This is a genomic window from Erwinia sp. 2186 (assembly GCF_057812255.1).
In genome coordinates, this window is sequence record NZ_CM173824.1 from 2,437,342 (window position 1) to 2,450,497 (window position 13,156).

At 49.2% G+C, this 13,156-nt stretch carries 12 protein-coding genes; 6 read left to right on the forward strand and 6 right to left on the reverse strand.

The features are described from left to right. Positions 1 to 45 precede the first annotated feature (45 nt). A complete protein-coding gene (locus tag ACXKZG_RS11300) occupies positions 46 to 714 on the forward strand; it encodes an aspartate/glutamate racemase family protein (RefSeq protein ID WP_134824192.1) in 669 nt (222 codons plus the stop codon). Between the two features lie 11 nt (positions 715 to 725). Here ACXKZG_RS11300 and ACXKZG_RS11305 read toward each other — a convergent pair whose 3' ends face one another. Further along, the gene (locus ACXKZG_RS11305) at positions 726 to 1,205 is read right to left on the reverse strand and encodes a MarR family winged helix-turn-helix transcriptional regulator (RefSeq protein WP_013202253.1); all 480 of its coding nucleotides are present in this window, start codon (positions 1,203 to 1,205) and stop codon (positions 726 to 728) included. Positions 1,206 to 1,269: 64 nt separating this feature from the next. On the opposite strand from ACXKZG_RS11305, the gene ACXKZG_RS11310 reads away from it, so the two are divergent. Next, positions 1,270 to 2,223 (forward strand): quinone oxidoreductase family protein, encoded by a 954-nt coding sequence (locus ACXKZG_RS11310; protein ID WP_488876210.1) that lies wholly within the window; start codon positions 1,270 to 1,272, stop codon positions 2,221 to 2,223. Positions 2,224 to 2,295: 72 nt separating this feature from the next. Here ACXKZG_RS11310 and uilS read toward each other — a convergent pair whose 3' ends face one another. Together uilS and ACXKZG_RS11320 are read right to left on the reverse strand one after the other, a co-directional pair. After that, positions 2,296 to 3,156 (reverse strand): UilS family quorum-quenching N-acyl-homoserine lactonase, encoded by an 861-nt coding sequence (gene uilS, locus ACXKZG_RS11315; protein ID WP_134824190.1) that lies wholly within the window; start codon positions 3,154 to 3,156, stop codon positions 2,296 to 2,298. 486 nt (positions 3,157 to 3,642) lie between these two features. Next, positions 3,643 to 4,311: an SDR family oxidoreductase gene (locus ACXKZG_RS11320; RefSeq protein ID WP_151037405.1), complete on the reverse strand. Its 669-nt coding sequence runs from the start codon at positions 4,309 to 4,311 to the stop codon at positions 3,643 to 3,645. Positions 4,312 to 4,488: 177 nt separating this feature from the next. On the opposite strand from ACXKZG_RS11320, the gene acuI reads away from it, so the two are divergent. The 4 genes from acuI (at position 4,489) to lanM (ending at position 9,248) form a co-directional block, all read left to right on the forward strand. Then, positions 4,489 to 5,472, forward strand: coding sequence for an acrylyl-CoA reductase (NADPH) (acuI, locus tag ACXKZG_RS11325; protein WP_488876211.1), 984 nt, complete (start codon positions 4,489 to 4,491; stop codon positions 5,470 to 5,472). A gap of 510 nt (positions 5,473 to 5,982) precedes the next feature. Further along, positions 5,983 to 6,150 (forward strand): hypothetical protein, encoded by a 168-nt coding sequence (locus ACXKZG_RS11330; protein WP_013202247.1) that lies wholly within the window; start codon positions 5,983 to 5,985, stop codon positions 6,148 to 6,150. Positions 6,151 to 6,243: 93 nt separating this feature from the next. Further along, positions 6,244 to 6,402, forward strand: coding sequence for a hypothetical protein (locus tag ACXKZG_RS11335; RefSeq protein ID WP_013202246.1), 159 nt, complete (start codon positions 6,244 to 6,246; stop codon positions 6,400 to 6,402). A 62-nt stretch (positions 6,403 to 6,464) separates the two neighbouring features. Further along, the gene (gene lanM, locus ACXKZG_RS11340) at positions 6,465 to 9,248 is read left to right on the forward strand and encodes a type 2 lanthipeptide synthetase LanM (RefSeq protein ID WP_488876212.1); all 2,784 of its coding nucleotides are present in this window, start codon (positions 6,465 to 6,467) and stop codon (positions 9,246 to 9,248) included. A gap of 100 nt (positions 9,249 to 9,348) precedes the next feature. Here lanM and idnD read toward each other — a convergent pair whose 3' ends face one another. Genes idnD through ACXKZG_RS11355 form a run of 3 tightly spaced genes read right to left on the reverse strand, consistent with a single transcriptional unit; the run spans position 9,349 to position 13,075 of the window. After that, on the reverse strand, positions 9,349 to 10,392 hold the full coding sequence (idnD, locus tag ACXKZG_RS11345) for an L-idonate 5-dehydrogenase (protein WP_134824183.1): 1,044 nt from the start codon (positions 10,390 to 10,392) through the stop codon (positions 9,349 to 9,351). A 9-nt stretch (positions 10,393 to 10,401) separates the two neighbouring features. Beyond that, on the reverse strand, positions 10,402 to 11,763 hold the full coding sequence (locus ACXKZG_RS11350) for an MFS transporter (protein ID WP_488876257.1): 1,362 nt from the start codon (positions 11,761 to 11,763) through the stop codon (positions 10,402 to 10,404). A 22-nt stretch (positions 11,764 to 11,785) separates the two neighbouring features. Next, positions 11,786 to 13,075, reverse strand: a complete 1,290-nt coding sequence (locus ACXKZG_RS11355; protein ID WP_488876213.1) for an MFS transporter — start codon at positions 13,073 to 13,075, stop codon at positions 11,786 to 11,788. Between the last annotated feature and the right edge of the window lie 81 nt (positions 13,076 to 13,156).

Consider the following 13,156-nt stretch of genomic DNA (forward strand, 5'->3'; position numbering starts at 1 on the left):
CCTTACATTAGTATCACGTTTACGAATGCCAACCCGGAGTCAGTCATGACCACACGAATTGTATTACTGCATGCCACACCCGTTGCCATGGAGCCGATCCATACGGCTTTCAAAGAAGAGTGGCCAGAAGCCGAGCTGATAAACCTGCTCGACGATGGCCTGTCTTTGGATCGTTCCAGAGCGTCGGATCTGAGTGAATCCATGATTGAACGCTTTGTCCGCCTGGGCCAGTACGGCTATGACATGCAGGCCGACGGAATTTTGATTACCTGTTCGGCATTTGGTCCGGCTATCGACAGGCTGGCAGACAGCGTGCCGATCCCGGTGCTGAAGCCCAATGAAGCGATGTTTCATGAAGCGGTGGCGCAGGGGAAAAATATTGGCATGCTGGCCACCTTCGGCCCGTCAGTTGAGACCATGACCGAAGAGTTTAATGACTATGTCGCTGAACATGGTTCATCAGCGACGCTGACCACGCTGCTGGTGGCGGATGCCATCGATCTGATGAAAAAAGGGGATGCGGAAGGGCATAACCGGCTGGTGGCGGCCCGAGCCAACGAGCTGGCTCACTGTGATGTGATTATGCTGGCGCACTTCTCCACATCACGCGCCGCGGCGGACGTCCGTGCACAGGTGACGGTGCCGGTACTGACCGCGCCGCATGCGGCGGTGAAAAGAATGAAGGCCAGCGTGCTGGCGCAACACAACCGGTAAACGGGGGCCGGTCAGGCAATCTTGCTCTTCAACGCCGTGGCGTACTTGCTCATCAGCCTGACCAGCTGTTCAACATCTTCTTCCTGCCAGCTGGCGAAGATCTCCTTCGCCATTCTTTCCCTCGCCGCATCAACATGATCGGTCATGGTTTTGCCTTTCGGCGTGATAACCGCTTCTCTGACCCGACGATCGGCCTCGCTGGGGCGACGCTCTACCAGTTCACTGTTCTCTAACTTGGCCACCTGGCGACTGACGGTGGTGTAATCGCGCCCAACCCGTTCCGCCAGTTCCACCACGCCAATTGGCCCAAAGCGTTCAATTCCCACCAGTAACGGGAACAGGGCGCGTTCCAGATTGATCCCGGCTTCTTTAATCAGCACCTCATCGCCCTGTGGGCGGTTGATCACCGCGACAATTTCCAGTATCGCCCGATGCAGCTTATGCAACTGCTGGCTGATATGTGTATTTTGCACATTATTGCTTGACGACATACGACCTCCAATTTAATGTGTGCATTATACACCTAATTATTCATGCACCGACAGAGGGAAATTCATGAAAGCAGCCATAGTAACAAAAGCAGGGCAGTTACCGGTTTACGGGGACTTTGCAGAACCGGTCGCCACGGACAATGCTCAAAGGATCGTGGTGAAAGCCGCGGCGTTGAGTCATCTGGTAAAAAATCGCGCGTCAGGCAACCATTACAGCGCCAGCGGGCAATACCCGTTTATCGCCGGTATTGATGGCGTGGGTATTCAGGACGATGGGCAGCGGGTCTATTTTATCAAGCCGGTAGCGCCTTACGGCAGCATGGCAGAGCAGACCTTAGTGCCGGCCGCTCAGTGCATCGCGCTGGCGGATGATCTGGACGACATAACTGCGGCCGCGATTGCCAATCCCGGAATGTCTTCCTGGGCGGCATTAACGGAACGGGCGCAGCTGCAGATCGGCGAAACGGTGCTGATCAATGGCGCAACCGGCATATCGGGCAAGCTGGCGGTGCAGATTGCCCGCTATCTCGGGGCCAAAAAGATTATCGCTACCGGACGCAATCCCGCCGTGTTGGAGCAACTGATGCTGTTAGGGGCAGATGTGGTGATCCCGCTGACGCAGGAAGAGGAAGCGTTAAACGCACAGTTCGGCGAACAGTTTGCGCAGGGTGTCGATGTGGTGATCGATTATCTGTGGGGCAAGTCCGCCGGGCAGTTGCTGACATCCGCCGCAAAAATGGCGGAAGACGGCAAGCCAGTGCGCTTTGTGCAGGTCGGGTCAATGAGCGGCAATGAGATCACCTTATCCAGCGCAATTCTGCGCTCAAAGGCAATCGCCCTGATGGGCAGCGGATTGGGCAGCGTGTCCGATCGGGGATTACTGCGTACGTTGAAAGGATTGCTGAAAGCCGCCGTACCGGCTGGATTCCAGCTCGCCACCCATCAAGTGACGTTGTCACGCGTAGCGGAGGTCTGGGAAGTGGATGACAGCGCCGCACGCACGGTGTTTACGGTTTAACATTGGGCTTCAAATTGCGATACGTTTTCAACGCGGCGGCGATGATAATCCCGCCGTGCGATTTCAGCGGTATTACAGGTGGGTTTTAAACCATGAGGTTTGAACGTCGATTACCTGCTTAAAGTGCTCGCCGGTATAGATGTCGTAATGACGGGCATCGGCTTGCTCATATAACCTTTTTTCTTTAGCACCGACCGCTTCAAACAACGCGCGCCCCTGCTCAGGTGGATTAACCCGGTCCTCGCCGGCGATAACTACCAGCGTCGGGCAGGTGACCTGTGCCGCATTCAGGGCAGGTTTATACAGCAGGGTTTCTCGTACGGTAAGAAAGGGTATTTTGATATCCATCCTGGGATACTGCGACCTGTTTTCTTCAAAGAAAGCTTTTGACTCATCATCACTCAAAACGCGGTTAACGCTAACAAACATCTCTTTTCCGGTAATCTTCTGCTTTTCAGCCATCTTATTCAGGGTTAACAGAAACGCCTCTTTATCTGAGTCATTCATTTTTCCTGTAACGATCTCTTCTCCATCCGCAAAGGCCAGCTGGCTGACAATGCATTTTATGGCCGGTTCTCTGGCTGCGGCGCCAAATACATGACAGCCACCAAATGATGTTCCCCACAGGCCAATACGCTGTGCGTCCAGCGAGGGCTGCGCTTTGGCCCAATTCACAACAGCAATAATATCGTCAATCTGCATGGCGGGTACCAGACGTCCGCGTTCACCATCGCTATCGCCGAAACCGCGATAGTCGAAGGTAATGGTCGCGAATCCGGCGCGGGTAAATGCTTCTGCAAAATCAGGCAGTAAAATATCCCTGATACCGCAGAAGCCATGGCACAGAATAATCACCGGAGTGTTGTGGCTGTTCGCAGGAGAGCGAAGCGTCAGGACAATGCCGTCAGAAAGCGTGTGTGTAGAGGTTTCCATTAAAATATATCCTTATAGAATTAACGTGAGCGAAGCGCCACTATGACAGGTGTTAACCGGCCAACGCAGCGAGCAGAATAATTATTACGAAAGCACCCAAAATAATATAGGCAAAGCTGATTAGAGAGAAGTAATAGACGATAAATGTTGCGATAAAAAATGTTAATAACAGGGGGGTGATAATCAGACTTAAAAATCTTATTATGGCCACAAACCATTTTATGAAATCATTATTCATTTTTTTCTAAATCCCTTAGTGACTATCTCCATTACTCGAAAGAGTATTGCGTTTTTAAACCGATACCCGCTTCTCAGCCCTTGTCATAAAAAACGCAACGGTATCTTAACCCAGATTAAGACCCAGGAAAAATCCAGGAGTTCAAATTAAACGTGATGGTTTGTACTGCCGAAGTTATTAAACTTCGGCAGTACAAACCATCACGTTACGAATGGCAAGAAAAACGATTATTCAGAAAACGTCATTGGCTACCAGCTAAGCTGCTTGCCGGCGTAATCAATATAATGATGGCCGCCTTTGCCTGACCAGAGTTGCAACTGATCGACGATGCCGCTGGTGCTCTCGTTGATGGTGAGAGTGGCGTTTTCTCCGCCCATATCCGTTTGCACCCAGCCCGGATGAACATTTAACAGCGTCTGGCCGGTGGTCAGTTTAGCCGCTAACGTGCGGGACAGCATATTCAGCGCCATCTTGCTGGCGGAATAGAGCGGGTAGGTTGCGCTGGTATTTTCGTTCAGGCTGGCTAACTGAGAGGTCATCAACGCCAGTACGCCGGTTGAAGAGAGCAGCGGCTGTAATTCCATGCCGCAGCGCACCGGGGAGATGGCGTTAGTCAGGAACAGTGTGGCCAGCTCATCATCTTTGGCCTGTTCGATATCCTGATGATCCGGCCCAAATACACCGGCGTTGACGAAGATCAGGTCAAAGGTTTGCTCTTCAATGGCATTCTTCAGCGTCTGCCGTTGGGTGGGCTCGTTGATATCAGCGGTCAGCCAGTAAATGCCTGAATCGGAAAGGGGGGCGTTATTTCGGGTGGTGGCCGTCACTTTCCAGCCGCGCTGCGCCAGGGTGTTGGCCAGGCCCAGTCCAATCCCGCGTGAAGCACCGATAATCAGCGCCTGTTTTGAGGTTTCCATATGCTTTCCCTTTAGTGAAGAAAAAAAACCGGTGCCCCAACTGTAGCAGATCGGGGTAGCATTCAGTGACTGGCAGCGGATAATGCAGAACAGTCTTGTTTATTCATCACTTTCTGGCAGGCCTGGCCTGCTGAGTCTTTCTGATTAAAACAGACCCACGGTCTGAAAGGAGTCAGTATGTTTAAAGCACTTATGGTCCGTAAAGATGACGAAGGCTATCGGGCGCGCATCGAAAACCTTGAGCTGTCGGCCTTTCCGGCGGGTGACGTGGTGGTTGACGTTGAATACTCCTCGCTGAATTACAAAGACGCGTTAGCCATCACCGGGCGCGGCCCAATCCTTAAATCCTTCCCGATGGTGCCGGGTATTGATCTTGCCGGCACGGTTAGTGAAAGCGACAGCGCGAATTTCAAACCGGGCGATAAGGTGCTGCTGACCGGCTGGGGCGTCGGCGAAAGCAGCTGGGGTGGTCTGGCGCAGAAAGCAAAAGTCGCCAGCCAGCATCTGGTGCCGCTGCCATCTTCTTTAACGACGCAACAGGCGATGTCGATTGGCACCGCAGGTTTCACTGCCATGCTTTGTGTGGAGGCGCTGGAAGCCTGTGGCATCACTCCTGAGCAAGGTCCGGTGCTGGTAACCGGCGCGTTGGGCGGCGTGGGCAGTTTTGCCATCAGCCTGCTTGCGGCGCTGGGCTACACCGTTGAAGCCTCGACCGGGCGGGTTGAGGAAAATGACTGGCTGCTGAAATCGCTGGGGGCCTCTGCGGTCATCAACCGCGATGAGCTGAACGCGCCCGGCAAGCCGCTGCAAAAATCCCGCTGGAACGCGGCGGTGGACACCGTTGGCAGCCATACGCTGAGTAACGTTTGTGCCAGCCTGAATTACGGCGGCGCGGTTGCCGCCTGCGGCATGGCTCAGGGGATGGATCTGCCTGCCAGCGTCGCGCCTTTTATCCTGCGTGCCGTGACGTTGAAAGGCGTCGACAGCGTACGCTATCCGGCAGAGCGTCGCGCAGCCGTCTGGCAAAGGCTGGCGTCTTTACTGTCACCAGAACAACTGGCCGGTCTTGCCGGTGTTTGTAGGCTGGACGAGGTGGCGGAGAGAGCCGTTGAGCTGCTGGACGGAAAGGTGCGCGGCAGACTGGTGGTGGATTGCCGCTAAAAAAATAAGGCAACATATATAAAAATGCCCTGGATGGCGATCCCGGGCAGATATCAATAATCTATGGGCAATTAGCCTTTAACTTCCATTTTTCTCGACATCCAAATCCTCCGAGTGAATCGCCGTATATAGCTGACTGGCTAATCTCCCCCCTTTATCCTGCCCGATCGTAATCTGAGTAATTATCTTTTACCAAAATAATGGATGAAATAAGCCAGATCATCACCCGTTAAATCAAAATGAGTTATCTCCAAGTCGGCGACCGAAAGAAACACCTCAGGGATGTGGTTAGGGCGGGAGAAGATAACTTATTGATTTTAGGTGCATTGTTCTCATGAAATTTTCATGAAACTCTCATAAAAAAATCATTCGGATTTTAAATATCATAAATTTCTCATTAATGGATTTTGCCATGGATTTTTTCATTTGAGTACATTAAATTCTCTACAAGAAATGAGTTCGCTACTGATTAATCATCAGTCCAAATTGATAAAATTAGAGGATAGCAATATGAACCCTATCTATTTCATAACGGCTCAAACGTGCACCATCATCAGCCGGTTAGCGCCGAAGGTTAATGAGAATGATCAACGGTTGTCTGAACTTTTAGAAAAAAACTTCGATGATGTATATGCGGTTATCGAGAAAAAACTTACTGAAAAGCTGAATGCAAAATAAAGGAGGTATTACTTTCATTTTTTACATGATGAGGTTAATAGAAGCCTTTAAATAACCACGTTTTTTAAAAACCAACCACTACTGGAGATTATTATGGAACAAATTAACGCAGAGACCAATGAGATTTTAGAGTGCAATCTTGAAGAATTCGGTAATGTAGAAGACTCATTAGAGTCAGTCAAGCATCATCAGGAAAACTTCATGTGTACCGAACTGGGTTGTTGTAGCATCATTACTTCAACGCTTTATTAATTGTTGAAATTAAATGGGGTTGATTAATCCAACCCCATTTTTATAAAATGGCGCCTGAAAATATGAATGCATATACGAAAACATTAGAAGCCATCCTCAAAAAATATCCTGAAGCCAAAGATATTTATAGTGAGGTAGTAGGGGGGGTATTTGAATGCGAAGAGACTATTCACCCTGAGACTTTATTTGTTAAAGCCAATAGAGAAAGAATTCGCGATCGATTTTATCATTATGATCTTTCTCTAAATAATGCTAATGATTTCTTATGTGTTTTTAAAGATACTTTAACAAACGCAATAGCCGATGAGGTAAAATCTTTTTTTTATCAATTTAGGGATGTTTGCCATAATTTAGATGCGTTAGAAAATGATTTTTATAATCAGATTAAAATTAAATTGCCTGAGGATATTCGGCAGTTGTGCCTTTTCATCTCTAAAATGAATGCATCAACTAAAAATAAGATGGATAGCTGGGATAAGTTATTTACTACCTATCCTTCACTGCTTGATAAAGTCACATCTTATGCTGGGCATATGATGTATTCTTTTACCGATGTTTTGCATAACCTTGCTTCTGATAAAGAAATCGTTGCCAGAAATTTTGATATGGCAGATTACAGAGTATCAAAAATCGACATTTCAATGGGTGATTACCATTCTTTTGGCCAATGCGTCTCAAAGATAGTGTTTACTAACTCACTTGAGATTATTTATAAACCACGGACTGCAAAAAATGAACTCATTGTTTGTGAGCTTTTGGATTTATTAAAGCATGATTTAGGATATTTGAAAATTGGCATTCCTAAATGCATTGATAGGGTTACACATAGTTGGCATGAAAAGATAACCTTTAAAGACAGTTTGTCATCTGAAGAAATTTCACGTTTTTATGAAAACATTGGTGCAGCCGTAGGGCTATTCCATATGCTTAATGCAGGTGACTTTCATTTCGAAAACATTATATGTTCAAATGATATTCCCTTCTTTGTAGATTTAGAGTGTATTTTTTCTGGCGTAATAAAGACCAGTGATTTCTCAAATTCAGTCCTTACTACCTGCATTCTTCCAGGCCTTTCTGGAAGTACAGTTGATCGCTTCACTTGCGGCATCGGTGAAAGAGATCTCAATGGTGAGGTTGAAAAACAGGTTTTGTACATTGATGAAGATAATGAAATCATCAAGGGCAAGCAAACTGTTAAGATCCCCAACTTCCATAACAGGCCTGTAAGATATCGGTCTGACATATCAAATTGTGAGTTAAGAAAATCCGTTGCCAAAGGATTTGAGTGCATGATGAATGCTTTTAGTAAAAACATAAAAATTATAAGCATTCTAATCAATAAAAAAGAGTTACCTGGACGTCTCCTTTTGAGATCGAGCAAATACTACGGTGATGTGATTAATTTTTCAAGTCATCCCAGATACACGCTTTTCCCTAAACTTAGATCGCTCTTTATAGCATGTGCAGTGTATGATAAAACAAAGCCCATAGAGATAATTAAATATGAGTTTCAGTCTATTTATCAAAATATAATTCCAATTTTCTATTATGACATACTTAATGGTGAGTTTTTCCTCGGGGACAAAACGAAAATTGAACTTGATGAAAATTCGGAGTTTTTCAAAAAACTATATACCTTCAAAGAACTTAATGAAAAACATCTTAATAATGAAGCCTCCACTCATGCAATGTTGTATCAGCGGCATCTTTTGAATATGTCCTTATGGTCACTGCTACCATCAGTAAAGCCTCTGAATACAAGTAGTAACGATAATCAGGAATACATCAACTTCCTTAAGGGGAGTGCAGTCAAACATAATGGAAATGATGTATGGCTGGGTGTTAAAAAAGACTACTTTGGCGCAACAACGATCCTTAAAAGGAATGATGATCTTTATGACGGCCTTGCTGGACCAATGATAATTCAGTTGTGTGATTTTATAGAATCCCCAACGCTTTTAAAAGAAAATGCTTTATTCAATCTTTATGAGAAAGCGGATGCGCAAAGGGAAGGCGATACTTATGGTATCTTCGAGTCCAATGGAGGGCTTTTATACATTGACTATCTGTTTGTAAAAAACTTTGGCACGGAACACGTTGAACGCTTTATGAAAAGATTAGAAAATGTCATTTCATTTTTTAATAGGAATAAAAAGTTTGATGTTATTAGTGGTGCTTCTGGGATCCTAATATTATGTTGTAGAGTATATTCTAAATCCCCTAATAACAAATTACTTTCCATTATATCATATTTAGTAGGGCAAATATTAAGTAGTTCAAAAAAAATTGATGATGAATGCATTACATGGGGGAAGAAATGGACGGGTTTCTCGCATGGTAATTCAGGCATTGCTTATTCGCTTGTACTTGCAAATAACATTTTGAATAGCAAGGACATAAACACGTTAATTCTTAAGTCTCTTAATTATGAAAAACGCTTCAAAATAAAATCGGGTTGGAAAGGGGTTGAGTTTCATGATAATGATACTGACTTCAATGCTTGGTGTAATGGGGCCCCAGGAATATATATGTCCCGCCAGGCAATAAGAGCAGAAGGCCTGAATATTTCAGGTGAAATTATGGATATTTTAGAGTCTGATATTAGTCATTATTTTAAAACTGCCGACGCCCGAGGTGTTAATAGTGCTAAATCCTTATGCCATGGGATTTATGGAAATACTATAATACAACGAGAAGATTTCTCGTCTCGGTTCCCTGTTGACCTGGACTTGAATAACCTTAGCGAAGAGAAGTCCTTAATGACCGGTGCTATTGGTGCAGTTTATGCTAATTTCATGCTTAAAAATAATCACTGCGACATGCCAAATGTTTTACTTTTAAAATAAAATGATATATCGAGAATTTCAAACAAAGTTAGAATTCTGTGAGAACGCGTATTTCATGCCTGCAGAGAGTGCCCGGGATGGCGATCCCGGGCAGTCAGCATTAACTAAAGGTCAGCTGGACTTTGGCGGCCTGGCTTTTATCGCTGGCCATCTCCAGCGCTTTCACCACGTCCTGCTGCGGGAACACCGCAGAAAGCAGCGGCAGAGGATTAATTCGCCCGCTCTCCAGCCAGCGCACGGCAATGTCGAACTCATTGATAAAGCGGAATGAACCGACCAGCTCAATCTCTTTCACCAGCATCAAGCCCAGCGGGAAGTCAACCGTCGCGGCACCCATGCCGAGCTGAACAATCCGACCTTTCGGACGGGTAAAGCCCACGGTGGAAGCAATGGCCGCCGGCGCGCCAGACGCTTCGAAGCAGACGTCAAAATAGCCGCTGTTTTCCTGCCATTTACCGGTAACCTCGCCATCGGTGGGATCGGCCGCTTTCGAGGCGCCCATTTCCAACGCCAGCGCACGGCAACGATCGCTCATATCGGTGGCGATAATTTCTGAAGCGCCTGCCGCAAAGGCCGCCGCAATCACCAGACAGCCAATCGGTCCGGAACCGGTCACCAGCACTTTTTTGCCGACCAGGTCACCCGCCTGATGTACCGCATGAATTGCCACGGCCAACGGTTCGGCAAAGGCGATCACCTTTGCATCGGCCTTATCGGAATAGGGTACACATTGCGCCGGGCTGACCGCGACAAAGCTGGCAAAGCCGCCCTGAACGTGTGGGAAGAACTGTGCGCTGCCCATAAATTTCATGGTGCGGCACAGGTTCTGCTTACCTGACAGGCAGAATTCACAGGCGTTACAGGGTTGGGAAGGGTTTACCGCCACGCGTTGACCGACCTTCAGCCCGCTGTCTGCCGGTGCTTCCGCAATGCGACCGACAAATTCGTGGCCCAGCGTCATTGGCTCTTTCAGCACTGACATCCCCGCACGACCATGCTGGAAATAGTGAATGTCCGAGCCACAAATCCCGCCACGTTCAACCTGTACCAGCACCTGGTCATCCGCACACTCAATGGTGCGCGACTGGTTGCTGACGTCATGCGCGGCACTGACCACGCTGGCAACTATCTCTTTCTGCTTCATAACAAATCCTCAGGCTTTGGACGGGTTTTTGAACGGTTTCTGCGGCTCTTTTTCTTGCCCCCGATCGTCCGGCAGCGAAATCACCTCAATTTTACCCACCAGTAATAAGTAGGCGAGAAAACCGATCAGCGCCACGGCGGCGATATACCACATGGCATACTGGAAGTTTTGCGTGCGTTGCAGGATCACGCCAATCACGATCGGGCTGATAATCCCGGAAAGGTTACCGAAAATGTTGAGAAATCCACCGATGGTGCCAATCAGATGGCGGGGGATCACATCACTGCATACCACCCAACCCAGATTGGAAAACGCATTGGCGAAGAAGGCCACTGACAGGATGGCGATGGCGATGGTCGGGCTGTGCTGGAAGAAATTCACCAGCGCGATCGACGTCGTCACCAGCAAACCGGCCATCACCGGCAGCTTGCGGGCAAAGGTGCGGCTGTGGCCTTTTTTCAGCAGCATATCGCTCAGGGTTCCACCGCACAGCACCCCAGCCATCGCCATCAGGTAAGGAAACATCGCGCCGATACCGGCTTTGGCAATCGATAAGCCCAGTCCTTTCTCCAGATAGACAATAAACCACGTCAGGAAGAAATAGAGTGTGGAGGAGGCCGCAAACTGGGCAATAAACAGTCCCCAGACGGTGCGCTGACGCAGAATATGCTTCACGCTGGCCCAGTTTACTTTGCCATTTCCCCCTTGCTGATTGGCCGAGCCGTAACCGCCACCTTCACGTATGTAGGCCAGCTCGGCGTCGTTAACCTTGTTACTGTCCTGCGGATCGCGGTAGGCAATCAGCCAGTAGATGCCAAAAATGATTCCCACGCCGCCCGACAGATAGAACGAGGCTTCCCAGCCATATTCGGCCACGATAAACGACAGTAACGGCGTCAATAAGGCCAGGCCAATGTACTGCGCGCTGGAGTAAAACGCCGTGGCGCGCGCCCGTTCATGGTCCGGGAACCAGCTGGCAATGATCTTGGTATTGGACGGGAATGAGGGCGCTTCCGCCACGCCAATTAACGCCCTGCAGACCAGCAGCATCGCAAAGGATGCGGTCGCGGTGGCGAAGATATGGTGAGACGCAAAGCCCATCACAAAGGTGAAGACGCTCCACAGCACGATAGCGCTGCCATACAGGATCCGGGAGCCTACCCGGTCGAGAATATAGCCCACCGGGATCTGGCTCATGGCATAAAACCAGGTAAACATCGAGAACAGCAGTCCGAGTTGCGTCGGGGACAGCTCAAATTGTCCCTGAATATGGGAACCGGCCACCGAGAGATTAGCGCGGTCCATATAATTTATCGCGGTCACCACAAACAGCATCATCAAAATGCTCAGGCGTGAACGGGTCGGTTTCATGGTCATTTTTACCTCCCTGTGGTCAGTAAGCTGACGTGGTTTTCGCCACGACCGGCGTCTGACTGCTGAACCGGGTCAGAGCGGTCAACAGCACTGCAAACACCAGCGATCCGCCCATAAAGACATAAGACGCATCCGGGCTGCCGGTGACGCCATTCAGATAACCGACAATCCACGCGCCGACGAAGGAACCCAGCGCACCAAAGCACACCACAAAGGACATGGCGCCAGCGACCACGTTACGCGGGATCATTTCAGGTATGGCGGCAAAAAACGGACCGTACGGCGTGTACATTGCGCCGCCGGCGATCACCAGCAGTGCCCAGGAGAGCCAGAAGTGCGACGCACCAATGCTGAACGATGCGATAAAGCAGACGGCGCCCAGTCCCAGGAACAGCACCACGATCAATTTACGTTGCTGGAATTTATCGGAGAACCAGGATGCGGCGAGCATTAGCGGAATGGCAAGCACATAAGGGGCGGCAGAAAGCCAGCCGGTAGCGACGATGCCGAGCCCGGATGCGGATTTGAGCATCGACGGCAGCCACATAATGAAACCGTACATGCCGATATTCCAGAAGAAGTGGATAAAGGCCAGCGCCAGCACTTTCGGTGAACGAAACGCTTCCCGATAGTTTTTAACCGGTTTGATATTTTCCTGCTCAGCCGCCAGCGCTTCTTCGATGGATCGCTTTTCGCTCTCTTTCAGCCATTTAGCATCGCGCGGCCGGTCGGCGTACACCGCCCACCAGATAAAGGCCCAGAGGATAGCGGGCACCCCTTCGATAATAAACATTCCGCGCCAGCCAAAGGCATTAACCAGGTAACCGGAGAGGATCGACATCCACAACACGGTAATCGGGTTGCCGAGGAACAAAAAGGGGTTGGCTTTGGAGCGTTCCGCGCGGGTAAACCAGTGGCTGAGGAAGATCAGCATCGCCGGCATCACCACGCTTTCCGCCACACCCAGCAGGAAGCGGATGGCCGCCAGCAGGGCGATGTTGTGCACCATACCGGTGGCCGCAGCCAGTATCCCCCAGAGGATCAGGCTCCAGAAAATCAGACGCTTTGCCGAATGCTTTTCCGCATAAATCCCGCCAGGCACCTGAAAGAAGAAGTAGCCGAGGAAGAACAGGGCGCCCAGCAGAGAAGAGATGCCTGGGGTGATATTCAGATCTTCTGCCAGTCCGGCCGCCGCACCAAAGCCATAATTGGCGCGGTCCAGATAGGCAAGACTGTAAGTGATAAAGGCGATGGGGATCAGTTTCCCCCAGCGGCTGGCGGGCAATGTCCCTGCACGGGTCTGGTTCATGGTAGTACCTCGGCGTTTTCGAACGGTAGGGCACGAGGCCAGGTCTTATTGCCTGGCGGGATTATTATGTTGTGCTCGTGA

Coding starts and splice junctions, on each gene's coding strand:
- ACXKZG_RS11305 (WP_013202253.1), bottom strand. CDS start 1,205: ATGTCGTCAAGCAATAATGTGCAAAATACACATATCAGCCAGCAGTTG.
- uilS (WP_134824190.1), bottom strand. CDS start 3,156: ATGGAAACCTCTACACACACGCTTTCTGACGGCATTGTCCTGACGCTT.
- ACXKZG_RS11335 (WP_013202246.1), top strand. CDS start 6,244: ATGGAACAAATTAACGCAGAGACCAATGAGATTTTAGAGTGCAATCTT.
- ACXKZG_RS11310 (WP_488876210.1), top strand. CDS start 1,270: ATGAAAGCAGCCATAGTAACAAAAGCAGGGCAGTTACCGGTTTACGGG.
- acuI (WP_488876211.1), top strand. CDS start 4,489: ATGTTTAAAGCACTTATGGTCCGTAAAGATGACGAAGGCTATCGGGCG.
- idnD (WP_134824183.1), bottom strand. CDS start 10,392: ATGAAGCAGAAAGAGATAGTTGCCAGCGTGGTCAGTGCCGCGCATGAC.
- ACXKZG_RS11350 (WP_488876257.1), bottom strand. CDS start 11,763: ATGAAACCGACCCGTTCACGCCTGAGCATTTTGATGATGCTGTTTGTG.
- ACXKZG_RS11300 (WP_134824192.1), top strand. CDS start 46: ATGACCACACGAATTGTATTACTGCATGCCACACCCGTTGCCATGGAG.
- ACXKZG_RS11355 (WP_488876213.1), bottom strand. CDS start 13,075: ATGAACCAGACCCGTGCAGGGACATTGCCCGCCAGCCGCTGGGGGAAA.
- ACXKZG_RS11320 (WP_151037405.1), bottom strand. CDS start 4,311: ATGGAAACCTCAAAACAGGCGCTGATTATCGGTGCTTCACGCGGGATT.
- ACXKZG_RS11330 (WP_013202247.1), top strand. CDS start 5,983: ATGAACCCTATCTATTTCATAACGGCTCAAACGTGCACCATCATCAGC.
- lanM (WP_488876212.1), top strand. CDS start 6,465: ATGAATGCATATACGAAAACATTAGAAGCCATCCTCAAAAAATATCCT.